This window comes from Telluria sp. AIW5, from assembly GCF_056680575.1.
This window is the reverse complement of record NZ_CM155289.1, coordinates 143,925-169,284: the sequence shown is the minus strand read 5'-3', so window position 1 is coordinate 169,284 and position 25,360 is coordinate 143,925. Positions and strand designations below refer to the sequence as shown.

The window sequence follows — 25,360 nt, the reverse complement described above, 5'->3', positions numbered from 1 at the left end:
GACGGCCGGTCAGGATGCGCGGGCAAAACGGGCCGACGCCCGGTCAAGCGGGCCCCGGCTGCGCGCACCATACTGAAAATTCTTCAACTCTCGATCCCTCGAACTCGCAATGGGAGGATGACACCATGGACAAAACAACGCAATCGGCCCCGGGCGCTGCAAGCGCGCGACCCTCGGCACAACCGGACTACGCCGCCATCAAGTCGCGCCAGCAGGCGGCCTGGGCGAGCGGCGACTTCGCCATCATCGGCGTGACCTTGCAGATCGTCGGCGAGACCCTGGCCGAGATGGCCGATATCCGTGCCGGCGAGACCGTCATCGACGTGGCGGCCGGCAACGGCAACGCGACGCTGGCGGCGGCGCACCGCTTCGCGCGCGTCACCTCGACCGATTACGTGCCCGCCCTGCTCGAGAAGGGCCGGGCGCGCGCCGCCGCCGAGGGGCTCGACATCGAATTCCGGGTGGCCGACGCCGAGCACCTGCCTTACCACGACGGCAGCTTCGACGTGGCGATGTCGACCTTCGGCGTGATGTTCGCGCCCGACCATGTCCGCAGCGCAGGCGAACTGATGCGCGTGGTGCGCGACGGCGGGCGCATCGCCCTGTCGAGCTGGACGCCCGACAGTTTCATCGGCCAGCTGTTCAAGGTGATCGGCAAGGCGGTGCCGCCGCCGGCGGGCGTGATGTCGCCGCTGCTGTGGGGTACCGAGGCGTATGTGGGCGAATTGTTCGGGGATGCCGCGGCCGACATCCGCACGGCGCGCCGCCACTATGTTTTCCGCTATACCTCGGCCGCGCACTGGCTGCAGGTGTTCCGCGACTTTTATGGCCCGATGAACAAGGCCTTCGGCGCGCTCGACAGCCATGGACAGGCTTTGCTGGAACACGACATCCTCGAGCTGCTGGGGCGTTTCAATACGGCCGGTGGGGCCTCGCTGGTGGTGCCCTCGGAATACCTGGATGCGGTGATCGTCAAGCGCAGCGTGTGATCGGCAGAATAAAAGAAAACCGGGCGGTGACTTGCGTCATCCGCCCGGTTGGATTGACTGCTCAGCCTCGAGAACCGATTACCAGCCGATATCTTTCAGCAGCGGCAGCGTCAGGTCCTTCGGCGGCACCACGCTCAAGGTCAGGTCGTCGTTGATGTTTGGTTCCATCAGCAGGTTCGGGAACGCCGAAACATCCCAGTGCGAGACCGACGAACCGCCGATCAGCGGATTCGGCGTGTACAGCAGCGGACGGCCAGCCAGGTCGGCGCCGGCCTTGCGGTTCGGGTCGATCGCGAGCGATGCGGTCACGGCGCCGGCGGCGGTACGCGAACCGTAGGGCTTGGCTGCGGCAACGGCTGCCGACAGCGTCAGACCGTCGTCACGGGTGATGCCGATCGACGGGATGGTCACGGTTGGATCCGCGCCGCCCGGGGCGAAGCTGCCCGCCGCGTTGTTGTACAGCACGACTGCGACTGCACCGGCGTTCTGCGCGTTCTTCACCTTGACGGCGAAGGTGCAACCGCCACGGCTGATGAGCGGTACCTTGCCTTTGACGGCGGCGGCGTTCGCTGCGTTGAACGGCGAGCAGCCAGGGCCGAGTTCGCCGGCTTGGGTGGCGATCGTTGCCAGCACGCCGAGGTTGCCGGTCTTCGGAACAGCCGGGCCGAAGGTCGACGCGCTGTAGGGTGCGGTCGGCACGGCGCCGGCCGGGCTGGTCGATTTCACGACCGGCAATGGCGCCAGCATGGCGGCGCCGGCAACGGCGTTCGGACCGGTCCAGGCCAGTTGCAGCGGGTTGATCGCCGACGCGGCGCGTTCGGCCGAGGTCATAGTCAGCCAGGTCTTCTTGGCCGTGTTGTCGTACATGAAGCCTTCCCAGATGCTTGGCAAGCCGCCTTTTTCCACGTAATACGTGCCTTCGGCGTTGATGCGGTAGCCCAGCGGGGTGTACACGCTCACCACCGAGAAGCCCAGGCCGTGGCCGAGTTCATGCAGCAGGGTGGCAGCGAAATTGACTTCGTTGCCGGCATTGCCGTCCAGGCCCAGGTAGAACGGGCTTCCGGCCAGGCAATCGGATGCGCCAAGGCGTGCATTGAACTGGGTCTTGATGTCGACGCCGGCGTAGCCCGTGCCGTCGTCCGGCATGCCTTCGCTCAGGTTGACGCCGGCAAGCTTGTTGGCCAGGGCTTGCGGATACCAGGTGCCTGGTTTGCCGCCCGGGAAGTCGTGCCAGATGTTCCAGGCCGATGCGCTGCCCAGGGTGGCCGAGGTCGCATCGCAGCTCAGGTTGTCCCAGCCGGCCGAGACGGTGATCTCGACATCGCTCTGAAGGTTTTTTTCCCAGACGTCGGCGACATAACGGTAGACGTTCATGCGCTGCTGGCCGAGGGTGGTGCCCATGTTGCCACCGACCGGGGTAACCGGCGTCGGATCGTTGAAGCCGTAGCCGGCAGGATCGCGGCTCTGGATCGTGATGGTGGCGGCTTCGGCAGCCAGGCAGGTCAGGGCGCAGGCGGCGGCGATCAGCGAGCGCGCTGCGGTACGCGAAAATTGAGGGGTACGCATGTTTACTCCGTTTCAACCTTGTTGGTGTGGACGTGACCGGCGACAGCCGCGGACTGGTCTGCATCGTGCGACTCGAAGGTCGTGATGCTGCCGTCCGGCTGGCGTACTGCGCGTACCGAGCTGACGAACTCGTCGGTCAGGCGCACACCGCGGGCGCCGTTCGGGTGGAATTTCTGCAGCGTTGGCTTTGGTGCCGCGCGCATCAGGCTCATGCGCTTCGATGCTTTCGCCTGCAGCGTTGCCTGTTCTTCGGCGGTGGCGGCGCGCACTTTGCCGGTTTCAGGATCGCGCACGACGGTCATCGATTCGACCGATTGCAGCGGGATGCTCTGGACTTGCTGGTCTTGCGCTTCCTGGGCGACGGCGGACTGGCTGACGAGGCCCAGCAGGGCCAGGCTGATGCCGGCGGCGCACAGCAGGCGCTGGCCGGACTTGTGTTTCTGGGACATGACTATCTCCTGGTATCGAGGTATGCGAAGCGTTGTACGCTTCGGCTTGCAAAAACCGTGTCGCGATCAGCCGCGCTTGCGGCGGCGCGACATCGTCAGGCCCATCACGCCGGCGAACAGGATCATCATGGTCGACGGTTCCGGAACTGCGCTCACCACCAGGCTGTCGAGGCCGACATAGTTGGCGAAGTCGGCGGCGCCGGTGTATTGCAGGGCGAAGCGGGCCGAGCCGCTTGCGCCGACGCGCGTCTCATAACGCAGCCAGCCGTCGGTGCCGACGGTGACTGGCGAAGCCAGGGCGAAGTCGCTCAGGGCGCTGCTGCCGTTGCTGAAGCCGAAGGCGACCTGGTCGCTGTAGCCGTCGGCCGCGCCTGCGCGCAGCCAGAACGAGACGATGGCGCCGTTGACGCCGGTCGAAAACTCTGGGGTGATCAGCCAGTTGGCGAGGTTGCCGCCCACGGCGGCATTGTTGTAGTTGGCGGCGGCGTAGCTCTCTGCCGCGCCGGTGAGGGCAGGGAACTGCGATTGGTCGCCCTGGTACCAGCCGGTGCTGCCCGCCGGGGTGCTGGCGTTGTTCAGGACCCAGCCCTTGGCTGCGAGACCGCCGACGTCGTCGAAACCTTCCGACAGCAATGCACCGGCCTGAGCCGATAACGCCATACCCGAAAATGCCAATGCAACAAGTGCTTTCTTCATCATCTGATGCGCCTCCAAAGTTTTAGACATTGGTGCCGTGTCGGAATTTTATGAACTCCGCGCAGCGCCGATAGTTCGCGGCAATGTACCTCACCGACATTTGCACCAATGCATTAACCGTGCCAACAAACTATGTCGTTGATTACTTGGAAGAAAATGTATTTGCAGGAAAATTCTGAAAGAAAATGTAAGAATTTTCGACAAAAAGCGGACATGCGGTTACAACTTGCACCGTCTTGGTGCAATTTTTGCAACTATTCGTCAATACACCGCTTGTTCAGAGTGAAGCCAGCCAGGGGCGCAACCCGTCGATTGCCTCTTCCTTGCGCTTTGCTTCGATCTCGATCCAGGGCGCCTGGGCATAACAGGCCGGCATGGCCTCGATCAGGTCGGCGTGCTGGCGGTCGTTGAAACCGCTGCGCCCGTTCGAGATGTGCACCAGCTGCCGGGCCGGCTCGGCCCAGGTGTCTCTGGCCTTGTAGAACATTTCCTGCACGCTCGGGTGATCGTAGCTGGGCAGGTCTTCGTGGACGATGTGGTGGTGGGCATCGAAGACCATCGGCAGGCCGCTGCGCAGGCAGATGGCATGGATTTCTTCGGCGCTGTACGCGTATTCGTCGTTTTCCAGGCCGAGCCGGGACCGGATCGCATCGGGCAAGGCGGCGATGCACCTGACCAGTGCATCGGCACGGTTCGCCTTGCCGCCGTGGATTTCGAGCAGGGCCCAGGCCGAGCGCGGCTGTTCGAGCAAATCCATGATGTCGGCGTGCATTTGCAGGATTTTAATGCTGTTGGCGACGACATCGGGCGAGTCCGAACTGAGCACGACGAACTGGTCCGGATGCATGACGAGCCGGATGCCGGCCTCCAGGGCGCGCTTGCCGGAGCGCGCCAGGCTCGGGGCCAGGGTGCGCAGAAGCGCCAGGCCTTCCGCGGTGTCGGCAAAAGGAAAGATCGAGGAAGGGATGCGATACAGCGAGATGCCCTCGCGCTGGCAGTAGCGCAGGGCCGCGTCGAAGGTCTGGAGATTATCCCGATAGATGTCGTCCAGAATCTTGTTCTGGGCATCGGGAGATTGCGCATGCAGGCGCGTGCGCGTGACTGTGCGGTAGCGGACCTCTTTTGAATTCGTGATGCAGACCAGGCCCAGATTCGGCATGCAGACCTCTCAAGTAAGTGCGGAAAAGTATAGGCCGAAGCGTTTCATGCGCGTATTCAGTTGGCGCCGGACATAGAAAGCGGCACGGCCAGCTCCCCGCAATGTAAGACGTATCGTAGCGCTTGTCCAAGGGCGGCCGCGCTATACTGGCCCTTCAACGGGACAACATCGGGACAATATCCATGGCAACAGCAATCAAAACCGAACGCGACCGCATCATGTACCGCAGCGGGGCCGCCGCCCGGCTGGCGGGATTGCCGGTCGAAACGCTACGCATCTGGGAGCGCCGCTACAGCCTGTCGGAGGCCGAGCGTTCCGAGCACGGGCAGCGCCTGTACTCGGCCGAGCAAGTCGCACGCCTGAGCTTGCTGAAACAGCTGGTCGACCAGGGCCACGCGATCGGCGTGCTGGCGGGACTGGCGCGCGAACAGCTCCAGGCGATGCTGGCCGCCAACGCGGCGGATGCGCGCGTTGCCCCGGGCCCGGTGCCGGTCGTGCTGGTCGGGCCCAGCCTGGCGCGCCGCGTGGCGGCAGAGCGCCAGGCCCTCGGGCTCGAGGTGCGCGGCAGTTGCGCCCGGCTCGAGCAGGTCGCCGGGCTGGGCGCCATCAGCGGCGTCCGGGTCCTGGTGGCCGAGCTGTCCGAACTCGACGATAGCGCCATGCCCCTGCTGGCCGCGGCGCGCGAAGCCACCGGCGCGGCGGCGACCGTCGTGCTGTACCGGTTCTGCGCCAGCGCCACCATCCGCGCGCTGCGGGCGCAAGGCTACCTGGTCGCGCGCGTGCCGGCCGACCTCGGCGAGCTGGCGCTGCTGTGCCGCTCGGCGCTGGCCGGACAGCGCCTGCCGGCCCAGGAAGCGGCGCCCGCCAGCGTCGCGCCGCCCCGTTTCGACGAGGAGGCGCTGGCCGCCATCTCGGCCGCGGGCAACCGCCTCACCTGCGAATGCCCGCGCCACCTGACCGATCTGCTGCTGATGGTCGGCAGCTTCGAGCGCTACAGCGCCGGCTGCGCGAACCGCAATCCCGAGGACGCGCAACTGCATGCGCAGCTCGAGCTGGCGGCGGGGCAGGCGCGGGTGGTGCTGGAAAGCGCATTGATGGCGCTGGCGCTGGCCGACGGCCTGCCGCTGCCGCCAGGGCGCAACTGAAGTCGAACCGGATGCGCCCGGCGCTGGTTTCGCGCCGCGCTCCTTGCTATGCTAGCGGGTGACCAGCGCCGGCCCGTCCCGGCGCACTTAATTAATGGAGCGCCGACAATGGCATCGTTGCAGGATCAATTCTTGAAGGCCGGCCTGGTCAACAAGAACAAGGCAAAACAAGTTCAGCAGGACAAGAGCAAGCAAAAGAAGATCGAGCGCCGTACCGGCACGGAAAGTGTCGACGAGGCGAAGCTCGCGGCCGCCGAGCTGCAGCGCAAGAACGCCGAGCGCGCGCGCGAGCTGAACGCCCAGCGCGACGCCGCCGCCCGGCAAAAGGCGATCATGGCGCAGATCGTCCAGCTGGTGCAGAAGAACCGCCAGAGCAAGGGCAACGGCGACGTCGCCTACAATTTCACGCACGGCACCAAAATCGAGCGCATCCACGTCTCGAACGCGGTGCAGCAGCACCTGATGGCCGGGCGCCTCGTCATCGTGCGCCTGGGAGACAACACCGAACTGGTGCCGCGCGTCATCGCCGACAAGATTGCCGAGCGCGACGCCTCGCTGGTGGTACGGGTCAAGAAGAACGAGACCGCGGTGGAGGAGGACGATCCGTACGCGGAATTCAAGATTCCGGACGATCTGATGTGGTAACAGGCGCGCTTGCGCTTGCTCTGGACAAACTCACTCTTTTTTTCGTTGGCAGCCGCATAACGTAGGGTGGGCATGCCCACGCGTTATGTACACATGCTCCACCCTACGACCGTGGCAAATAGCTTGTACTGTGTCTGACAGCACGTATCAAGCGTTCCTGGCCACCGGATATCGTGTGATCGAACGATCGGCGTCACGTATGCAGGAGACGAACGTAACGCGTGGGCATGCCCACCCTACGTTACGCGACAGCCGACGGTGACGTAATGGCGGTGGTGCACAGCAAGAAGGCCAGTTTTCGGCTTAAGTGACCGGCATTCACCGCAAAGGTGGCGTTTTTGCTGCACCTTCTTGCAGCGTTTTCAATGGTGCATCGGCATCCCCGCCGCTGCCTGTCCCGGCTGGTCGGGCCGGAATGCGCGCTCGGCCGCGGCCGTGTCCTGGTAATTCTCGAAGCGGATGATCTTACCGTCGCGCAGCGTGAACACGTGGACCCAGGGACTGTCGTAGCTGCGTCCGGTGTTCTTGACGAGCCAGCTTGCTTCGCCGGAGACGACAACCCTGTCGCCTTCCGCGATGAATTCCTTCGGTTCGAAACGCAGCGCCTGCATCGCCTCGTCCAGGCCCTTGAAGAATCCGGCAATCTCGGCCTTGCCGGTGTGCGGACCGGCGAAGGGCACGTGCTCCACCTCCGGTTCGATCCAGAGCGCATCGTCGTGATAGCGCTCGAGCAGGTGTTGGATATCGCCGCGCTGGAACATCTGGTAGCCTTCCATCACCAGCCGCTTGTTTTCCTGTGCGTTCATGGCAGCCTCCTGTCAAAGTCGGCCGTCCACTGACAATCGCCCCACGCTCATGCCGCGGATAGTCGGTACTTTGAGCCTAGCGCGCGGCGCGCGGAAGTCAAGGCCGGCCTCAGAACTGCTCCGCCGTCACCGGCCGCCCGAACAGGTAACCCTGGAATGCACGGCAGCCGTGCATGGCCCTGTGCCGAAGTCATCGAGCGCGAAGCCGATCCCTTTCTCCTTGAGTGCGTGCATGGTGTCGATCGTATTCTCGATATTCGCTACCAGCAGGCTCTCGGTCAGCTCGAGCTTGATCCGCCGTGGGTCCGCGCCGGTGCGCTCGATGACCTGCACTACCTGGTCGACGAACGCCGGCTCGCGGAACTGGCGCGCGCTCACATTGATCGCCATCGTCAGGTGCGCGGTTTCCGGCCGGCTGCCCCAGGACACGAGCTGGCGGCATGCGGCTTCCATGGCCCACTCGCCCAGCTGCAAAATCAGTCCGGTCTCTTCGGCAAGCGGGATGAACACGGATGGCGACACCGGCTGGCCGCCCGGGCGCTGCCAGCGCAGCAGCGCCTCGGCGCCCATCGCGTGGCCGCTGCTGTCGCTCCGCAGCCTGCGGCCGGTGGGCCGCTCGTATGTCGCGCCGTCATCGCCCGAAGGCGGTGTCAGGCATAGCGTTAGAGTAAGACGGGTGCTGCGGAGCTAAGTTCCCCTCTTGTTTTCAGAAAGCAGGTGGATCCTGGCCAGCCTGATCCGGCACGCGATCCTGGACGACATGGCTGACCGCTGCGGTGATTTGTTATGCTTTCCTCAGTCCCGGATAGCTGAACGTCGCCTCCAGGCGCCGCGGCCATCCGCGCAAGCGCGCGATCACCGGAAACCGGCCATGAGCGACGCAAACACGACAGGAGCAATCATGCGCACCACTCAACTTCCTTCCGGGGAGCAAGTGCCAGTACTCGGCCTGGGTACCTGGCACATGGGCGAGCATCCGGCCAAGCGTCGGGACGAACTCGATGCGATACGGTTCGCCATCGACAACGGGATGACCCTCATCGACACCGCGGAAATGTATGGCGACGGTGCCAGCGAGAAGCTGATCGGCGAGGCCCTCAGCGGCCGCAGGACCGATGCCTTCATCGTCACCAAGGTGCTTCCCCACCATGCGACGCGGCGCGGAACGGTTGCCGCGTGCGAGAACAGCCTGCGCCGGCTTGCCACCGATTACGTCGACATGGTCCTGCTGCACTGGCGTGGCGCGGTTCCGTTTGAAGAGACGCTGGCGGCCTTCGATGAACTGCTGCGCGCGGGGAAGATCCGTTACTGGGGCGTCAGCAACCTGGACACGGCGGACATGGAGGAACTGGTCGCCCTGCCTGGAGGGAATGCCGTGGCGACCAACCAGGTGCTGTATAACCTGACGCGGCGCGGCATCGAGTTCGACCTGCTGCCCTGGTGCCAGCAGCGCACGCTTCCCATCATGGCGTATTCCCCGCTCGAGCAGGGCCGCCTGCTCGGCGATCCCGAACTGCTGCGCCTGGCGGCGCAATATTCCGCCACGCCCGCACAGATCGCCTTGCGCTGGGTGTTGCGCAACGACCGGATGATCGCGCTGCCGAAGGCCGGCACGCCAGGTCACGTCAGGCAGCTGCGCCTCGCGCTCGACCTGCCGCTGTCGCCGCAGGACATGGCCGCGCTCGATCGCGCCTTTGCGCCCCCCAAACGCAAGGTGCCGCTGGAAGTGATTTGACTGCGGATCCTGCCGGTCATACCGGATCAAGCACCCGCGCCTGCAACCCAGCGGGGGCGGGCAAGCCCACCGGCGGCAGCGCCACCCGCTGCACCGGTTTGACCTGGGCGGCGATGAAGCCTTCGAGCGCGGCCGACAGCGACTCCAGCGCATGTTTGCCGAACGCCTGCTCGAGGTATCGGTACTGCAATTCGATCAGCGGGGCCATGTCGTCGATCAGCGCATCCCCCTTCGGCGCAAGGCTGACCAGCACGCGGCGCTGGTCGGCTTCGACGCGAACACGCTGAACCAGTCCGATTTCTTCCATGCGCGCCAGGATGCCGGCCATGCTACTGCTGAGGATCTGGCATAGCGCGCACAGCTCGCGCGGTTCGAGTTGCGCGTGCTCATCGAGTGCGCGCAGGATGCGCCACTGCTGCTCCGTCAGGCCGTAGTGGTTGAGGATGGGACGGAAATGCCCCATCAGCGCATCGCGCGCATTCAACAGCTGCTGGGGCAGGTTGCGGTGGGTGAAGCGCTTGGCCACGGTAACTCCTGGGTCGTGAATCGGAACAATATGGGCGGGCGCACAGGCGGACAGACATGCCTTGACTTACTCACATGCAAGTGATTTAATCACTCATATGTTAGTGAATTGTGCTTCAACACCGTTCCACTTTGACACGAAGGATACAGCATGATCCTGCGCCATCGGCCATGCGAACCCCTCTGTTCTTCGCGCTGCGGGGATCGGTATTCCCACTCTTGCCGTTGAAAAGGATTTGCCATGCATGACGAGTACCAGGATCGCATCCGCCACCCGCTCTTGCGCGAGCGCATCAACAGCGCCGCCGCTGCGGCGGCGTTGATCGAAGACGGCATGACGGTCGGAATGAGCGGGTTCACGCGGGCCGGCGACGCCAAGGCAGTGCCGCTGGCGCTGGCCGAGCGGGCGCGCCATGACCCGCTGCAAATTACCCTGATGACCGGCGCCTCGCTCGGCAGCGACGTCGACAAGGTCCTGACGGAAGCGGGCGTCCTGGCGCGCCGCATGCCCTTCCAGTCCGATTCCACGCTGCGCGCGGCGATCAATCGCGGCGACGTGATGTTCATGGACCACCACCTGTCCGAAACCGTCGAGCTGCTGCGCACCGGCCAGATCGCGCCGATCGATATCGCCATCATCGAGGCCGTCGCCATCCTCGACAGCGGCGCCATCGTCCCGACCACCTCGGTGGGCAATAGCGCCAGCTTCGCGATCCTGGCCGACAAGGTGATCGTCGAGATCAACCTGGCGCAGCCGCTGGCGCTGGAAGGACTGCACGATATCTTTATTCCGAAACATCGTCCGCAACGCGAGCCGATTCCGCTGATGACGGTGAGCGACCGCATCGGCACCCCCGCCATCATGATCCCCCTGGAAAAGATCGCCGCCATCGTCATCACCGAAAGAAGCGACAGTGCTTCGACCATCCTGCCGGCCGATGAGGACACGGCGGCGATCGCCGCACACCTGGTGGCCTTTTTCGAACGCGAGGTCGCGCTGGGCCGGCTGACCGAGCGCCTGTTGCCGATACAGGCGGGGATCGGCACCATCGCCAACGCCGTGATGACCGGTTTCATCGACAGTCCGTTCCAGCACCTGAGCATGTATTCCGAGGTGCTGCAGGATTCGACCTTCGACCTGTTCGATGCCGGCAAGCTCGATTTCGCCTCCGGCTCGTCGATCACGCTGTCGGCGGCCAAGGGCGCGCAGGTGTTCGGCGACATCGGCCGCTACAAGGACCGGCTGGTGCTGCGGCCGCAGGAAGTGAGCAACCATCCGGAGGTGGTGCGCCGGCTCGGTATCATCGCGATCAACACCGCGCTCGAGGCCGACATTTACGGCAACGTCAATTCGACCCACGTGGGCGGCACGCACATGATGAATGGCATCGGCGGCTCCGGGGACTTCGCGCGCAATGCCTACCTGGCCGTGTTTGCGACCAAGTCGGTCGCCAAGGGCGGCAAGGTTTCCAGCATCGTGCCGATGGTGCCGCACGTCGACCACAACGAGCACGACGTCGATATCATCGTCACCGAAATCGGCCTGGCCGACCTGCGCGGCCTGGCGCCGCGCGAACGCGCCCAGGTCATTATCGACAACTGCGTGGCCGAACCCTACCGCCAGATGCTGCGCGAGTATGTGGCTGCGGCGAACCAGCGCGGCGGCCACACCCCGCACGTGCTGGAAGAGGCCATGTCGTGGCATGTCCGCTACGGCGCCACCGGCTCGATGCTGCCGGAACAGGGCAACGAGGCGTCCCGGCCAATGCCAGTCAGTTAAGCCGTTGCCGTCGCTTACCGTAGGGTGGGCTTCGCCCACGCGGGGATACGTAGCAGCAAGATCATCGCGCACGAACACGGAGCCGGTCCTTACATCGTCCACTTCGCCATCAGGGTGGGCGAGTTGCGCGAATAGTCCCGTCCCTCGATCTTGTAGCGATGGATTTCGTAGCGCAGGCCGGCCTGGAAGCTGCCCTTGGCGTCGATAGCCCACAGCAGTTCCGGGCGCAGGAATACCTCGGTGCCATTCGCACCCGCTCCATTGACCAGCGAGAGCAGGTTGAAACGCAGCCGTTCGCCCGCGAACGGCTTCGACATCAGGACCGAGCGCCACAGCGTCTCGCCCTTGTAGAAATTGGTATTGCGGCGCAGGATGCCCGATTCGACGTAAGCGAAGCCCGGCACGGTGAAGTTGAAGGAGACGCCGTGGTTGTAGGACCGGAAGTCGGCATAACTGGCGCGCTCGTAGCGCGCGATCAGCGACACGTCGGCAATCGGGCCAAAGGCCAGGTTGCGGCCGCTGATCTTCCCCAGGCTCAGGCGTGGATTGAAGACCAGCAGGCTCTGGTTGGGGCTGTCGCCGCCGAACGAGCCGGAGCCGGCGCCGCCGACGTTCTCGCCATTGAACAGCTCGGCATCGACGTACACATCGCCGTACTTGAACCCTGCGAAATATTCGAACTGGTAAGTTTTCAGCTTCTCATCGTCGGTCCCGGTGCCGAGCACGGGATCGGCCCTGGAACGGGTCGTGTACAGGGCGTTCAGGTTAGCCACCTGGAACTCGGCCGCCAGCGCGGTACCGGTTCCGGCCAGTGCGGCAATCGCGACCGCACTGCGCATCACATGTTTATTCAGACTCATTCAATCTCCATTGTCGACCAGCAGCCTCCGGCGCTGCCGCGGCATGGGGCCGGGGCGCTGTCGGTTTTCGTTCAGGTAGGGAAACGCCCGCAGCAGGACCGCTGCGGGCGCTGAAGCTGCGATTCAAGCCGGGACGGCTTCCTGCACGCCCTTGTCGAGCACCGGGTTTGCGCTCGCCGGGACGTGCATTGCCGCCGCGCGTGGACTGGTGTCCTGCAAGCTTTTGTGGATCACACCGTCCTGCATCACCATCGCAATCCTGGCGGGCTCGGTCAGGATGCGCAGGTCCTGCAACGGGTTGCCGTCGACCAGCACCAGGTCGGCGAGGAAACCGGGGCGCACCTGGCCCAGTTCATCCGGCCGCATCATGATGTCGCCGCCGAGGCGGGTCGCCGAGACCAGCGCTTCCGTCGGGGTCATGCCGATGTAGTCCACGAAATACTGGAGGTCGTTGGCATTGGTCCCGTGCGGCATCCACGCAAAGCCGTAGTCGCCGCCCGGCAGGATGCGGATGCCGCGCTTGTGCATCTTGCGCAGCGACGCCGCTGCCGCTTCCAGTTCCTGCGGATAGCCCATTTGCTCGGCGATCGCAGGCGTGATGCCGAATTCCGACGCGTTGAAGCTGGTGCGCACCAGCCAGCCGATGGCCGGCGCCACGAAGTGCCGCTCCTTGTTCGCCTCCAGCATGTCCAGTGTGTCGTCGTTCGCGAAACTGGCGTGGAAGATGATGTCGATGCCATGGCGCAGGCACTGGCGTACCGACTCGTCGGAGCGCGCGTGCGCCGCCACGCGCTTGTTGTTGCGCTTCGCCTCGCTCGTCAGCATGGCGACTTCTTCGTCCGAGAACGGCGACAGCTCGGCCGACAGGCCGGCAATATATTCGCCCGACAGGTTGATCTTGAGGTGGTCCACGCCGTACTTGATGAACATGCGTGCGGCCTTGCGCACTTCCTCGGGGCCGCTCACGATGTGGCCGAAACTCAGTTCCTGGAACGGCAGGTGGGGCAGGGTGTTGTCGCCGAGACCGCCCAGGGTGGCGATCTCCTGGCTGCCGGCCAGGTAGCGCGGCCCGACGCACTGGCCTGCCGTGATGGCATTGCGCAGGACGATGTCGAGCCGCGGCTTGGCGGCGGCCGCGCCAATGGCCGAGGTCCAGCCCATGTCGAGGTAGCGCTTGGCCACGTCGACGCACCACAGGATGTGTTCTTCCGGCGGCATGAACTGGATGGCCGACAGCGTCGGCTGGTCGTTCCACGAGAAGTGGGTGTGGGCTTCGGTCATGCCCGGCATCAGGAACTTGCCGCCGCCGTCGATCAGCTGGTCGGCGCTGCCCGACACCTTGTTCGGGAAATGCGCTACTTCAACGATCCGGCTGCCTTCTACGAGGACTTCGCCTTTGAATACGTCGTCGCCACTGCCATCGAAAATCGTGACATTGGTGATTGCAATCTTCTTCATTTTTATGTCTCCTCTGGCCCCCAGGCCTGGTTATTTTGAAGAACTCAGGAACGTCGTCAGCTGTTGCATGCACTCCTGCGGACGCTCGAAGGTGGTCCAGTGACCGCAGCCTTCCAGCACCACCATGTCGCTGCCTTTGATACGTTCCGCCATTGCCGCCACGTTCGCCGCAGGCGCAACCCCGTCCTGGTCTCCCGTGACCAGCAAGGTCGGCACCGAAATGTCGTCGATCGCCGCCGCCTGCGCCGTCGCCAGCGCCTTGCAGCTTTGCCCGTAGCCTTCGGGCGTCTGGCGCATCACGCTCTCGCGCACCAGGGCCAGCACTGCCGGCTGCTGCGCCCTGGTTTCCTTCGAGGTCGCGGCGCCCACGATGGCGTCCGCAATCTCCTGCATCGCGGCGGCACCGCCGGTGGCGGCCTTCTCGGCGCGCGCCAGGATGCCGGCGCGTCCCGCCTCAGGTGGGCACACGAGCGGGCCGAACAGCGCCAGGCCGGTGACCAGCCGCGGGTTTTGGGTCGCGATGTGCTGGCACACGATCGTGCCCATCGAGTGGCCCAGGAAAATTGCCTTGGTAATGTCGAGCTCGCGGCACACGGCCTGGACCGCGTCGGCCATGCTGGCGATGTTGAGTTCGCCGGAATCGGCTGGCGAGCGGACTGGCGAGCGGCCGCTGCCCGGCAGGTCGATGCGCACGATGCGGTGGCCTTGCAGCGCCGCCATCACCGGGGTCCAGGTATTGCTCGAGCCGCCCAGGCCGTGGACGCACACGATGGCGGCGCCTTCGCCTTCGACTTCAACGGTCAGTCCTGCAACGATGTGGGTAGTCATGTGATTTTTCCTTTTTTTAAATAAACTGGTTTTCGATGGCGCCGATGCCGTCGATCTCGACCCGCACCACGTCGCCTGCAGCCAGGAAGCGCGGCGGCTTCATGCCCAGCCCGACGCCCGCCGGGGTGCCGGTGGCGATGATGTCTCCCGGGTACAAGGTGATGCCGCGCGAAATCGTCTCGATCAGGGTCGGGATGTCGAAGATCAGGTTGTCGGTCGGTCCATCCTGGCGCAGGTCGCCGTTGACCCAGCAACGCACGCGGGTCCTGGTGCCATCGAGCTGGTCGGCGGTCACGATCCACGGGCCCATCGGGCAGAAGGTGTCGAACGACTTGCCCATGTCCCACTGCTGGTGGCGCATCTGGACGTCGCGCGCGGTGACGTCGTTGACCACCGTGTAGCCGAACACGTGCCCCATGGCGTCGGCGCGGGTGATGTTCTTGCCGCCTTTGCCGATGACCACCGCCAGTTCGGCCTCGTAATCGATTTGCGCGGAGATCGCGGCGTCCGGCAGCGTGACCTTGTCGAACGGCCCGACGACGCATTCGGGCACCTTGGTAAAGACGATCGGCCAGGCTTCGGGATTGGCGTCGTTGTCCTTGAATACCGAGGTTTGCAGTTCCCTGGCGTGGGCGTGGTAGTTGCGGCCTACGCACCAGACGTTGCGGCGTGGTACCGGGATCGGCGCCAGCAGCCGGACCGATGCGAGCGGCACCCCTTGCCCGGTGGGTGCGGGGAGCGCGCCGCCGTCGGCCAGCAGTTTGATGATCGCCAGGGCGCCTTCGGCCGCCTCGTTCGCGGGAAGCGCGAATGGCGTGACCTGCTCGCGGTCATCGGAAACAAGCCCGACGAAACGGCGTCCATCGAGTTGATATGTTGCGATTTGCATGTATTCCTCCAGGTATTCGGTCGGGACCGATTGAAGCTCGGACCGCTGACCGTGGGCGGAGTCTAGGAACAAACGGGCACATGCGCTTATCAACCCATGGCTGGGCTTATCGCCGGGTCCCACTGCTTATCAATGCGTCTGATATCTTTTTTCGAACGACAGATATCGCCCGCCTGCCACGATTACAATTTGGACATAAATATGACCAGCAATGCTGGCAAGGGAGACAAGATGGCAGAGTCGTATGCCTTCTACGAAGGAAGGTTTGGACAGGCGATCGTGCTGGAGACGCGCACCGACCTGGTGGCGCATGCGCATTCCGAATCGCAGATCGTGTTCTGGCTGGGCGGTGCGCGGGCGCAGGCCAACGTAGGCGCCGAGGTGGTCGGCTATGACGAAAATGTGGGCCTGGCGACCAATGCGTATCAGTCGCACGACATGACGCGGCTGGATGGAACCGGACCGGCGGTGTTCCTGGTGTTTATGATTTCGCGGCAGTGGCTCAATGAACTGCGGCGGGCGACCGGTCGTCCCTTCCTCTTCCCGTCATCGCGCATTCCGATCGATGCCGGCTTGCGCCAGGCCTGCTGGCAGGTGCTGGACCTGATCCTGTCGACGCGCGAACCCGGGGATGGCCTGAATGGCCTGGTCGAGCAGCTGATCAGCGCCACCATCGATGCCACCGCGCGCGGACGCGTGGTCGATCCAAAACGCTTTCTGCCGCCCTTGCTCGACCATCGCCTGCGTAGCGCGATCACGCTGATGCGCGAGCATGTCAGCGACAAGATCGCACTCGATGAGATCGCGCACCAGGTCGGTCTGTCGCGCGCGCACTTCTTTACGCTGTTCCGCGATCAACTCAACACGAGTCCGCAGGTGTTCTGGAGCGCCGTCCGGGTGGAAGAGGCGATGCGCCGGCTGATCGCCCAGGGCGCATCCTTGACATCTGTCGCACTCGACCTTGGATTTTCCGCGCCCAGCAATTTTTCCCGTTTCTTCAAGGAGCACACCGGCGTGTCGCCCTCGACCTTCCGGCGTGCCGCGGTGGGGGCGATGCCGGCGACCGTGACGGGCCTGGCGGCTTGAAAGACTTGCGGGGCTGGCAGGTGTGAAGCCGGAGAGGGACCGCAGCTGCGGACTCCAGAAACGAGAACGCCCACTGCATGAGTGGGCGTTTCCTGAAGCATATTCTTGGTGGCCCGGGGCGGAATCGAACCACCGACACAAGGATTTTCAATCCTCTGCTCTACCAACTGAGCTACCAGGCCAAGAGAGGCATGATTATAGCCAGCCGCCCGCGGCTCTGCAAGGCCCCGTTGCAACTTTCTTCGGCCAGGGCGGCGGCGGCACCTGAAGTGCGGGGTGGACATGCCGCTATAATGCCCTCCATGACGACTCCTACTTCCTCCATCGCATCCATTCGAAGCGACGTCTGCATCGTCGGCAATGGCGCCATCGCCAAGACGGCGGCGCTCGGCTTCGCCCAGGCCGGCCACAGCGTCACGCTGCTGGTGCCAGGCACCACTTCCGCGCAGAACGACGGCAGCGCCGGCAGCGGCGGCGAACGCCCCTGGGACGTGCGCGTCTACGCGCTGAACCATACGGCGCACGGCCTGCTGGACTCCCTCAAAGTGTGGGACGCGCTCGATGCGAGCCGGGTAGCCCCGGTCGATGCGATGGCGGTCAATGGCGACGGCAAGAACGGCGGCACGCTGGGCTTCGATGCCTTCGGCGCCCACACCGGGGCGCTGGCCTGGATCGTCGAGGACAGCAACTTGAACGCGGCGCTGGACGCGGCGCTGAAGTTCGCGCACAAGGTCGAGATCGTCAAGGGCTGCGGCACGCGCCTGCGCTGCGGGCCGGAAGGCGCGGCCGTGGAACTGGAAGACGGACGCCGCATCGATGCGAAACTGGTCATTGGCGCCGACGGCCGCGATTCCTGGGTGCGCGGGCAATGCGACATCGGCATCGATTACCGCTCCTACCACCAGAAGGCGATCGTCACCAATTTTTCCTGCGAAAAGCCGCATCACGGCGTCGCCCACCAGTGGTTCACCTGCAGCGACGGCATTATCGCGTTGCTGCCGCTGCCGGGCAAGCGCGTTTCTCTGGTCTGGTCGGCGCCGGAAACCCTGGCCGCGACGCTGATGGAGGAGTCGATGGGCGAACTGGCCGTGCGCCTGTGCGAATATGCGGACGAGCCGCTCGGCACCTTGAAGCCGCTGCAGCCGGAAGCGGTCAAAGCGGTGCCGCTGGCGCTGGTGCGCCCGCACGCGCTCACCGCGCCGCACGTGGCCCTGATCGGCGACGCCGCCCACGCCGTCCACCCGCTGGCCGGGCACGGCATGAACCTGGGTTTTGGCGACGTCGTCGATTTGCTGCGCGTGGTGGCCGAACGCGAGGAACACAGGGAGCTCGGCGACGAGCGCGTGTTGGCGCGTTACGCACGCGCACGCAAGGAAGATGTTCTTTTGATGCAACTTGCGACCGACGGACTCGAGCGTCTGTTCGGCGCCAACCTCGAACCTTTGCGCGTTGCACGCAATTTGGGATTAAACTTGCTCGATAAGTTGCCCTTCATTAAGCGTCGCCTGATGGCACATGCCCTCGGTCAGTAATTTTTAAGGAACAAGATAGTGATGTTGAAAACCAAGATCGCCGTACTGGCCGCGACTGCCCTGATGGCGTCGTGCGTGGGTGCCGAGAATACGACGGAAGCGGCCATCCGCAAGAACATCGAGCCGCGCCTCGGCGGCGCGAAGATCGATTCGATCACGGAAACCCCTTATGGCGGCCTGTACGAACTGCGCATCGGTTCCGACATCCTGTATGCGGACAAGAAGGGCGAATTCCTGTTCATCGGCCAGGTGTACGAGGCCAAGAGCTCGAAGAACCTGACCAAGGCCCGCATCGACGACCTCACCAAGATCAAGTTCTCCGACCTGCCGTTGGCCTCCGCGCTGAAGCAGGTCAAGGGCGACGGCAAGCGCACGATCGCCGTGTTCGAAGACCCGAACTGCGGCTACTGCAAGCGCCTGCGCCAGACCACGCTGAAGGACCTGGACAACGTCACCATCTACACCTTCATGTACAACATCCTGTCCGATGATTCGTTCGTGAAGTCGAAGAACATCTGGTGTTCGCCGAACCGGGTCAAGGCCTGGGACGACTGGATGGTCAACGGCAAGCTGCCGCCCGCGGCGCCGGCCAATTGCGAGACCCCGAACGAGAAGATCGTCGAACTCGGCCACAAGCTCAAGATCCAGGGCACGCCGGCGATCTTCTTCACCGACGGCACCCGCATTCCGGGCGCGGTCGACCTGCCGGCGCTGGAAGCGAAACTCGGCTCGATCAAGTAAGCAATGCTTCAGCTGAACGTCAATGGGCGCGACATGCAAGTGGACGCCGATCCGTCCACCCCGATTCTGTGGGCGCTGCGCGACAACCTGAACCTGACCGGCACCAAGTTCGGCTGCGGCGCCGCCCTGTGCGGCGCCTGCACCGTGCACCTGGACGGCGCCCCGATCCGCTCCTGCGTCACGCCGGCGTCCAGCGCGGTCGGCCACAAGCTCACTACCATCGAGGCAATCAGCCAGGATGCCGTCGGCAAGGCGGTGCAGGCAGCCTGGATCCGCCACGACGTGCCGCAGTGCGGCTACTGCCAGAGCGGCCAGGTGATGAGCGCGACCGCGCTGCTGCGAACCAACAAGGCGCCGAGCGACGCCGATATCGACAGCGCCATGAGCGGCAACATCTGCCGCTGCGGCACCTACCAGCGCATCCGCGCCGCGATCAAGGATGCGGCGCAGACGCTGGCCTGAGGTCACTCCCCGGTGAAGGCTGTCGCGAATGTTGTCGGCATCCTGCTGGCGGCGGGGCGCGGGCGGCGTTTCGATCCTCTTGGCGTACGCAACAAGCTGCTGCAGCCGCTCGGCAGCGGCGAGCCGGTCGTCGTTGCCAGCGCGCGCGCTCTGTTATCTGTTCTTCCCCGTGTAATCGCCGTCGTGCCGCCGCAGGATGGCGGCGTGGCCGACGCCTTGCGCGCGCTCGGCTGCGAAGTCACGCTGTGCGGAGAAGCCGACAGCGGCATGGCCGCTTCGCTGGTGCAGGGAATTACCTGCTCGCTGCCGCAGGCAGCCGGCTGGCTGGTGGCGCTGGGCGACATGCCGTACGTTGCGCCGTCGACGCTGCGCGCGCTGCTCGCCGCGCTGGAGGAGGGCGCGGACATTGCGGCGCCCGTATTCGAGGGACGGCGCGGGAATCCGGTCGCCTTTGGCGCGCGCCACTTGCCGGCGTTGCTGGCGCTGGAGGGCGAGCACGGTGCGCGGGCCTTGCTCAAGTCGGCGCCGGTCATCGAAGTCATGGTGCATGACCCGGGCATCCTGCGCGACATCGATACCCCAGCCGACCTGGCCCAGGGGGACGGCTCGGCCTTTCACCCTACGTGTTGACGTTGGCAGCGGGTACGAATCCGTTACACTACGGGAATCGGCCCGTCTCCCTTCGTGATCATGAAAAAAACAGCCCAGAAAAAGCAGAGCGCAGTTCACTACACTATCGTCCCGAAAGACCTGGCGGGCCACCTGTTCAACGTGACCCTCACCGTGGCGGCGCCCGCCCCTGAGGGACAGGTGTTCGCGCTGCCGGCCTGGATCCCGGGCAGCTACATGATCCGCGAGTTCGCGCGCAACATCGTGCGTATCCGGGCCGAATCGAACGGCGCAGCGGTGCCGCTCACAAAGCGCGATAAACATTCCTGGCTGGCGGCGCCCACTGCCGGTCCGCTGACGCTGCACTATGAAGTCTATGCCTGGGACCTGTCGGTGCGCGCCGCCCACCTCGACCAGACCCACGGCTTCTTCAACGGCACCAGCGTCTTCCTGCGCGTGCTTGGCCAGGACGAGGGCGCCCACGAAGTCGATATCCAGAGACCAGCCGACCCGGCCGCCAAAACCTGGCGCGTCGCCACCGCGATGAAGGAACTGGGCGCGAAGCGCTATGGTTTCGGCACCTATGTCGCGGCCAACTACGACGAACTGATCGACCATCCGGTCGAGATGGGCGACTTCGCGCTCGCCACCTTCAAGGCCTGCGGCATCGAGCACGACATCGTCATCACCGGCCGCGTGCCGAACCTGGACATGGCGCGCCTGCAGGCCGACCTGAAGGCGATCTGCGAAGCGCAAATCGCCCTGTTCGAGCCGGTCACGAAAAAGGCGCCGGTCGACCGTTATGTCTTCATGACGATGGCCGTTGGCGACGGCTACGGCGGCCTCGAACACCGCGCCTCGACCGCCCTGATCTGCGCCCGTGCCGACCTGCCGACCACCGCGGCCATCAACTCGGGCGAGCCGAACGAGGGCTACCTGAAATTCCTCGGCCTGTGCAGCCACGAGTACTTCCATACCTGGAACGTCAAGCGCATCAAGCCGGCCGTGTTCGCGCCCTACGACCTGCAGGTCGAGAACTACACGCCGCTGCTGTGGCTGTTCGAAGGCTTTACCAGCTACTACGACGACCTGATGCTGGTGCGCGCCGGGATCATCAAGGAAGCGACTTATTTCAAGCTGCTCGGTAAAACGGTCGGCAGCGTGCTGCGCGGCAGCGGGCGCACCAAACAGAGCGTGGCCGATTCGAGCTTCGACGCCTGGAGCAAGTACTACCGCCAGGACGAGAATTCGCCGAACGCGATCATCAGCTATTACAGCAAGGGTTCGCTGATCGCGCTGGCCTTCGACCTGACCATTCGCGCGAAAACCGGCGGCGCGAAGACCCTGGACGACATCATGCGCGCCCTGTGGGAACGCTACGGCCGCGATTTTTATCCGACGGTCGGGCGCGGCGTGACGGAAAGCGAGGTGGAGGCGCTGTTCGACGACGTCAGCGGCCTGAAGCTGCGCAACCTGTTCGACAAATTCGTGCGCGGCACGGACGACCTGCCGCTGGCCAAACTGTTTACTCCGTTCGGCATCAAGCTGGTCGACGAGCGCAAGAGCGGCAAGCCCTCGCTGGACGCCGGCATCGGGCGTGACGCCGTCGGCGCCAAGCTGACGCAAGTGCACGAGGGCGGCGCCGCGCACCAGGCCGGCCTGTCGGCGCTGGACGTCGTCATCGCGATCGACGGACTGCGCGTCAACGGCAATCCGTCGAACGTCGACGCGCTGCTGTCGCGCTACCGCGTGGGCGACAAGGTGACGGTGCACGCTTTCCGCCGCGACGAGCTGATGGCCTTCGACCTCACGCTGCAGGGCGATCGGGTGCCGGGAATTACCCTGGCGCCGGCCGTCGCCGGCAAGAAATCGGTGGCGCTGCCGCGCCCGAGCGCGGGCTGATTTTTACGTGGGTCCGGCCGGCGCGCCTGATCTGTCTCGTGTCTTTTCCGCTCTCCTTTAGAAAGGTATACCTTGAAAAAGCTTGCCGCAGCCGTCCTCGCCCTTGCCGCCGTCCCGGCACTGGCCCAGCTTCCCGCCCCGCTGAAAAACGATGTGACCACCCGCGTCAACGGCATGTACCCCTGGCTCGACACGGTCTACAAGGACTTGCACACGCATCCGGAGATCGCCTTCCAGGAAGTGCGTACGGCCGGCAAGCTGGCGGTGGAGATGCGCAAACTCGGCTTCGAGGTGACCGAAAAGGTCGGCAAGACCGGCGTCGTCGCCGTGTACAAGAATGGAGCGGGGCCGACGGTGCTGGTGCGCACCGAGCTCGATGCCCTGCCGATGGAAGAGAAGACCGGCCTGCCCTACGCCAGCCGGGCAAAAACGGTCAGCGATGGGCGCGAAAGTTTCGTCGCCCACAGCTGCGGCCACGACATCCACATGGCGAGCTGGCTCGGCGCGGCGCGCGCCCTGGTCGAAATGAAATCGCAGTGGAAGGGCACCCTCGTTTTCGTTGGCCAGCCGGCCGAGGAAACGCTTTCGGGAGCGAAAGCAATGCTCGACGATGGCCTGTTCAAGCGCTTCCCGAAACCGGACTATGCGTTCGCACTCCACTCCTCGCCGGTGGCCTACGGTACGGTGGGCTATAACGCGGGCGCCATCACCTCCAATTCCGATGCAATCGACATCGTGTTCAAGGGACGCGGCGGCCATGGTTCGGCGCCCGACAAATCGGTGGACCCGATTGCGATCGCCGCGCGCTTCGTGGTGGACGTGCAGACGGTGGTGAGCCGCGAAAAGGACCCGAAGGAATTCGGCGTAGTGACGATCGGCGCGATCCAGGGCGGCACGGTGGGCAACATCATCCCCGACAGCGTGCAGGTACGCGGCACGATCCGCTCGTACAGTCCGGCGGTACGCGCCAAACTGCTCGACGGCGTACGCCGCGTGGCGATGGCCTCGGCAGCGATGGCGGGCGCGCCGGCACCGGATGTACAGCTGATCAGCGGCGGCGCGGCGGTCGTCAACAGCGAAGCGCTGGTCGCGAAAACCGAAACGGTCCTCAAGGACGCGTTCGGCGACGCCAACGCCCAGCGCGTGGCGCCAATCACGGCCAGCGAGGACTTCTCGGAGTACGTCAACCAGGGCGTGCCGTCGATGTTCTTCTTCACCGGCGTGTATGACCCGAAGATGGTCGAGGAAGCGTCGCGCGAAGGCGGCAAGCCGATCGCCTTCAACCATTCGCCGTTCTATGCGCCGGTGCCGGAACCGTCGATCAAGACGGCCGCGCGGGCGATGAGCATGGCGGTGTTGAACGTGCTGGGGCGGTAAATTGCCACCGCGGACGCTGCGCGCTTGATCCGCGGTACGAACGCGCGGGCATGCCCGCCCTACGGTGTGCTACGTCCGTGGCAGTGGCGTAACGTAGGGTGGGCATGCCCATGCGTTTTCGTGTTCCGGCATACCCGACGTCGCGCCTCTGCCGCATCGGCGGAAAACCTGATCACTGCGGCCCGGCCAGCGACCGCAACTGAAACCGATACTGGTCGTCAAACAAAAACGTCTCCGAAAACGTCAGCGCCCGCATGTTCGCCGCCAGCAGGTTCACGGGCCGCGGCAGGCGCCCGCTGCGCCGCATCGAGGCCACCGCCACCTTCGAGGCATCGGGGTCGCGCGAGCGCTGCACGGCGACATCCTGCAACTCCCCGTCTTCCCCCACCGTGATATTGACCACGACGATCGCCGGCAGCATTGGCGGCAAGCGTCCGCTGAAGGTCTGTCCGCTGTTGGCGCGCATGACGTGCTGCGCCACTTCGGCCTTGTAGGCGTCGAGCGAAGGGGAGGGCCGCGCGACGGGCGCCTCGGTGTGGGGAGTGGGAAGAATCGCGGCGACGAGGCGCCTGGCAGTGGAAGCGACGGGCTGGACCGCGCTGCATCCGCCCAAAGCTGCCAGTAGTAGAAGGAAGCTAGCCGAGGTGCGGATGGAAGTGATCATGATTAGTCGAATAATCGTCGAAGTTCGTCACCAGGGCTAGCCGCACGCATGAACGCCTCGCCCACCAGGAACGCGTGCACGTTCGCCTCGCGCATGCGCTGCACGTCGCCCGGCACCATGATTCCCGATTCGGTCACGACCAGCCGCTCGCTGCCGATGCGCGGCAGCAGGCCAATGGTGGTGTCCAGCGAAACCTCGAAGGTGCGCAGGTTGCGGTTGTTGATGCCGACCAGCGGCGTTTTCAGCTTCAGGGCTGCGGTCAACTCATCACCGTCATGTACTTCGACCAGCACATCCATGCCAAGTTCCCGGGCACAGGCTTCCAATTCCGCCATCAGGCCGTGATCGAGCGCGGAGACGATCAGGAGGATGGCATCGGCCCCCATCGCGCGCGCTTCGTACACCTGGTACATGTCGACGATGAAGTCTTTGCGGATCACGGGCAGCTCGACGGCTGCGCGCGCCTGCTTCAGGTACTCGACGCTGCCCTGGAAAAAGTTCACGTCGGTCAGCACCGACAGGCAGGCGGCGCCGCCCTCCGCGTAGCTTTCGGCAATGGCCGCCGGACGGAAGTCGGGACGCAGCACGCCTTTCGAGGGCGAGGCCTTTTTCACTTCGGCGATCACGCCGGCGCGGCCGGCGGCGATGTTCTTGCGCAGGCTCGCTTCGAAGCCGCGGATGCCGGCACGCAGTTCTGCATCGCCTTCGACTTCGCGGCGCAGGCTGGCGAGATCGCGGTGCTTCCTGGCGGCTGCCACTTCATCGGCTTTGACGGCCAGGATTTTATTCAGGATATCGGACATGCTTAAAAACCTTTAGTGAGACTTGGCCAGCGCCAGCTTGACGCCGAGCCAGACGAACAGGCCGCCGGTGACGCGGTTGAGCCAGAGCGAGACGGCCGGGCTGAGCTTGATGCGTGCGCTGGCCCTGGCAGTCGCGAGGGAGAGGGCGCCGCACCACAGCATGCCGTTGACATTGAAAATGCAGCCGAGGACGATGAAGGCCAGTGCCTTGTTCGGCGCGTCGGCGGTGATGAATTGCGGGACGAAGGCGAGGAAGAAAATCGCGACCTTCGGGTTCAACACATTCGTGAGAAAACCCTGGGCGAAGATGGTGCGGTAGGGGAGGACCGGCAGCACCAGCGGCGGCGCTTCTCCATCCTGCCTGCGGCTGCGCAGCAGCCCGACCGCCATATAAAGGATGTAAGCCGCACCGACCAGCTTCACCACCGTGAACGCGGTGGCGGACGTCGCCAGCACGGCCGACAGCCCGAGCGCCGCGGCGAAGATGTGGACGAGGGTGCCGGTCCCGATGCCCAGCGCCGCCGCGCAGCCGGCGCGCCAGCCTTGCGTGGCGCTGCGCGTCATGATCAGCAGCGAGTCCGGCCCCGGCATGATGTTGAGGAGCAGTCCGGAAATCACAAACAGGGGAAGGTCGTGGATTCCGAACATGAAGGC

The 25,360-nt window shown here is 64.8% G+C and carries 26 protein-coding genes and 1 tRNA gene; 12 read left to right on the top strand and 15 right to left on the bottom strand.

What is annotated here, in order from left to right; genetic code table 11:
* The first annotated feature begins 125 nt into the window (after positions 1 to 125).
* Entirely contained in the window at positions 126 to 989 is an 864-nt protein-coding gene (locus AC1MEM_RS00770) for a class I SAM-dependent methyltransferase (protein ID WP_499474792.1), read from the top strand.
* Between the two features lie 78 nt (positions 990 to 1,067).
* On the opposite strand, the gene AC1MEM_RS00765 is transcribed toward AC1MEM_RS00770, so the two are convergent.
* The 4 genes from AC1MEM_RS00765 to uvsE all read right to left on the bottom strand — a co-directional run bounded on the left by AC1MEM_RS00765 (position 1,068) and on the right by uvsE (position 4,859).
* Positions 1,068 to 2,555, bottom strand: coding sequence for a PA domain-containing protein (locus tag AC1MEM_RS00765; RefSeq protein WP_499474791.1), 1,488 nt, complete (start codon positions 2,553 to 2,555; stop codon positions 1,068 to 1,070).
* A gap of 2 nt (positions 2,556 to 2,557) precedes the next feature.
* Positions 2,558 to 3,004, bottom strand: coding sequence for a post-PEP-CTERM-1 domain-containing protein (locus AC1MEM_RS00760; protein WP_499474790.1), 447 nt, complete (start codon positions 3,002 to 3,004; stop codon positions 2,558 to 2,560).
* Positions 3,005 to 3,070: 66 nt separating this feature from the next.
* The gene (locus tag AC1MEM_RS00755; protein ID WP_499474789.1) at positions 3,071 to 3,664 is read right to left on the bottom strand and encodes a choice-of-anchor J domain-containing protein; all 594 of its coding nucleotides are present in this window, start codon (positions 3,662 to 3,664) and stop codon (positions 3,071 to 3,073) included.
* Positions 3,665 to 3,977: 313 nt separating this feature from the next.
* On the bottom strand, positions 3,978 to 4,859 hold the full coding sequence (gene uvsE / locus AC1MEM_RS00750) for a UV DNA damage repair endonuclease UvsE (RefSeq protein ID WP_499474788.1): 882 nt from the start codon (positions 4,857 to 4,859) through the stop codon (positions 3,978 to 3,980).
* 182 nt (positions 4,860 to 5,041) lie between these two features.
* Here uvsE and AC1MEM_RS00745 point away from each other — a divergent pair, with 182 nt between their 5' ends.
* Positions 5,042 to 6,004, top strand: a complete 963-nt coding sequence (locus AC1MEM_RS00745; RefSeq protein ID WP_499474787.1) for a MerR family transcriptional regulator — start codon at positions 5,042 to 5,044, stop codon at positions 6,002 to 6,004.
* A 108-nt stretch (positions 6,005 to 6,112) separates the two neighbouring features.
* A complete protein-coding gene (locus AC1MEM_RS00740; protein ID WP_499474786.1) occupies positions 6,113 to 6,649 on the top strand; it encodes a DUF2058 domain-containing protein in 537 nt (178 codons plus the stop codon).
* A 362-nt stretch (positions 6,650 to 7,011) separates the two neighbouring features.
* Here the strand turns inward: AC1MEM_RS00740 and AC1MEM_RS00735 are convergent, their stop codons facing one another.
* The gene (locus AC1MEM_RS00735) at positions 7,012 to 7,455 is read right to left on the bottom strand and encodes a nuclear transport factor 2 family protein (protein WP_499474785.1); all 444 of its coding nucleotides are present in this window, start codon (positions 7,453 to 7,455) and stop codon (positions 7,012 to 7,014) included.
* A 126-nt stretch (positions 7,456 to 7,581) separates the two neighbouring features.
* Entirely contained in the window at positions 7,582 to 8,025 is a 444-nt protein-coding gene (locus AC1MEM_RS00730) for an EAL domain-containing protein (protein WP_499474784.1), read from the bottom strand.
* Positions 8,026 to 8,356: 331 nt separating this feature from the next.
* Here AC1MEM_RS00730 and AC1MEM_RS00725 point away from each other — a divergent pair, with 331 nt between their 5' ends.
* Positions 8,357 to 9,190, top strand: a complete 834-nt coding sequence (locus AC1MEM_RS00725; protein WP_499474783.1) for an aldo/keto reductase — start codon at positions 8,357 to 8,359, stop codon at positions 9,188 to 9,190.
* Positions 9,191 to 9,206: 16 nt separating this feature from the next.
* Here AC1MEM_RS00725 and hpaR read toward each other — a convergent pair whose 3' ends face one another.
* Positions 9,207 to 9,716: a homoprotocatechuate degradation operon regulator HpaR gene (gene hpaR, locus AC1MEM_RS00720; protein WP_499474782.1), complete on the bottom strand. Its 510-nt coding sequence runs from the start codon at positions 9,714 to 9,716 to the stop codon at positions 9,207 to 9,209.
* A gap of 240 nt (positions 9,717 to 9,956) precedes the next feature.
* Here hpaR and scpC point away from each other — a divergent pair, with 240 nt between their 5' ends.
* Positions 9,957 to 11,495, top strand: a complete 1,539-nt coding sequence (scpC, locus tag AC1MEM_RS00715) for a succinyl-CoA:acetate CoA-transferase ScpC (protein ID WP_499474781.1) — start codon at positions 9,957 to 9,959, stop codon at positions 11,493 to 11,495.
* An 89-nt stretch (positions 11,496 to 11,584) separates the two neighbouring features.
* Here scpC and AC1MEM_RS00710 read toward each other — a convergent pair whose 3' ends face one another.
* The 4 genes from AC1MEM_RS00710 to AC1MEM_RS00695 all read right to left on the bottom strand — a co-directional run bounded on the left by AC1MEM_RS00710 (position 11,585) and on the right by AC1MEM_RS00695 (position 15,530).
* Positions 11,585 to 12,355 carry a hypothetical protein gene (locus AC1MEM_RS00710; protein WP_499474780.1) on the bottom strand — a complete coding sequence of 257 codons (771 nt, stop codon included), beginning with the start codon at positions 12,353 to 12,355 and terminating at the stop codon, positions 11,585 to 11,587.
* A 123-nt stretch (positions 12,356 to 12,478) separates the two neighbouring features.
* On the bottom strand, positions 12,479 to 13,813 hold the full coding sequence (locus AC1MEM_RS00705) for a metal-dependent hydrolase family protein (RefSeq protein WP_499474779.1): 1,335 nt from the start codon (positions 13,811 to 13,813) through the stop codon (positions 12,479 to 12,481).
* A 30-nt stretch (positions 13,814 to 13,843) separates the two neighbouring features.
* Positions 13,844 to 14,641, bottom strand: a complete 798-nt coding sequence (locus AC1MEM_RS00700) for an alpha/beta fold hydrolase (RefSeq protein ID WP_499474778.1) — start codon at positions 14,639 to 14,641, stop codon at positions 13,844 to 13,846.
* Between the two features lie 16 nt (positions 14,642 to 14,657).
* Complete coding sequence (locus AC1MEM_RS00695) at positions 14,658 to 15,530, bottom strand: fumarylacetoacetate hydrolase family protein (protein WP_499474777.1); 873 nt, start codon at positions 15,528 to 15,530, stop codon at positions 14,658 to 14,660.
* Between the two features lie 201 nt (positions 15,531 to 15,731).
* On the opposite strand from AC1MEM_RS00695, the gene AC1MEM_RS00690 reads away from it, so the two are divergent.
* Positions 15,732 to 16,616 (top strand): helix-turn-helix domain-containing protein, encoded by an 885-nt coding sequence (locus tag AC1MEM_RS00690; RefSeq protein ID WP_499474776.1) that lies wholly within the window; start codon positions 15,732 to 15,734, stop codon positions 16,614 to 16,616.
* Positions 16,617 to 16,722: 106 nt separating this feature from the next.
* Here the strand turns inward: AC1MEM_RS00690 and AC1MEM_RS00685 are convergent.
* Positions 16,723 to 16,798, bottom strand: a tRNA-Phe gene (locus tag AC1MEM_RS00685).
* A 120-nt stretch (positions 16,799 to 16,918) separates the two neighbouring features.
* On the opposite strand from AC1MEM_RS00685, the gene AC1MEM_RS00680 reads away from it, so the two are divergent.
* From AC1MEM_RS00680 to AC1MEM_RS00655, 6 genes are all read left to right on the top strand, one after another.
* Entirely contained in the window at positions 16,919 to 18,148 is a 1,230-nt protein-coding gene (locus AC1MEM_RS00680) for an FAD-dependent monooxygenase (protein ID WP_499474775.1), read from the top strand.
* Positions 18,149 to 18,169: 21 nt separating this feature from the next.
* Complete coding sequence (locus AC1MEM_RS00675) at positions 18,170 to 18,889, top strand: DsbC family protein (protein WP_499477531.1); 720 nt, start codon at positions 18,170 to 18,172, stop codon at positions 18,887 to 18,889.
* 3 nt (positions 18,890 to 18,892) lie between these two features.
* Positions 18,893 to 19,351 carry a (2Fe-2S)-binding protein gene (locus tag AC1MEM_RS00670; protein WP_499474774.1) on the top strand — a complete coding sequence of 153 codons (459 nt, stop codon included), beginning with the start codon at positions 18,893 to 18,895 and terminating at the stop codon, positions 19,349 to 19,351.
* 12 nt (positions 19,352 to 19,363) lie between these two features.
* Positions 19,364 to 19,981, top strand: coding sequence for a nucleotidyltransferase family protein (locus AC1MEM_RS00665; RefSeq protein WP_499474773.1), 618 nt, complete (start codon positions 19,364 to 19,366; stop codon positions 19,979 to 19,981).
* A 60-nt stretch (positions 19,982 to 20,041) separates the two neighbouring features.
* Positions 20,042 to 21,862: a M61 family metallopeptidase gene (locus AC1MEM_RS00660; protein WP_499474772.1), complete on the top strand. Its 1,821-nt coding sequence runs from the start codon at positions 20,042 to 20,044 to the stop codon at positions 21,860 to 21,862.
* A 72-nt stretch (positions 21,863 to 21,934) separates the two neighbouring features.
* Entirely contained in the window at positions 21,935 to 23,239 is a 1,305-nt protein-coding gene (locus AC1MEM_RS00655) for an amidohydrolase (RefSeq protein WP_499474771.1), read from the top strand.
* Between the two features lie 172 nt (positions 23,240 to 23,411).
* On the opposite strand, the gene AC1MEM_RS00650 is transcribed toward AC1MEM_RS00655, so the two are convergent.
* The 3 genes from AC1MEM_RS00650 to AC1MEM_RS00640 are packed head-to-tail and all read right to left on the bottom strand — an operon-like array spanning position 23,412 to position 25,354.
* Positions 23,412 to 23,903: a hypothetical protein gene (locus AC1MEM_RS00650; protein WP_499474770.1), complete on the bottom strand. Its 492-nt coding sequence runs from the start codon at positions 23,901 to 23,903 to the stop codon at positions 23,412 to 23,414.
* 2 nt (positions 23,904 to 23,905) lie between these two features.
* The gene (gene trpC / locus AC1MEM_RS00645; protein ID WP_499474769.1) at positions 23,906 to 24,706 is read right to left on the bottom strand and encodes an indole-3-glycerol phosphate synthase TrpC; all 801 of its coding nucleotides are present in this window, start codon (positions 24,704 to 24,706) and stop codon (positions 23,906 to 23,908) included.
* A gap of 12 nt (positions 24,707 to 24,718) precedes the next feature.
* Complete coding sequence (locus AC1MEM_RS00640) at positions 24,719 to 25,354, bottom strand: LysE family translocator (RefSeq protein ID WP_499474768.1); 636 nt, start codon at positions 25,352 to 25,354, stop codon at positions 24,719 to 24,721.
* Positions 25,355 to 25,360: the final 6 nt, after the last annotated feature.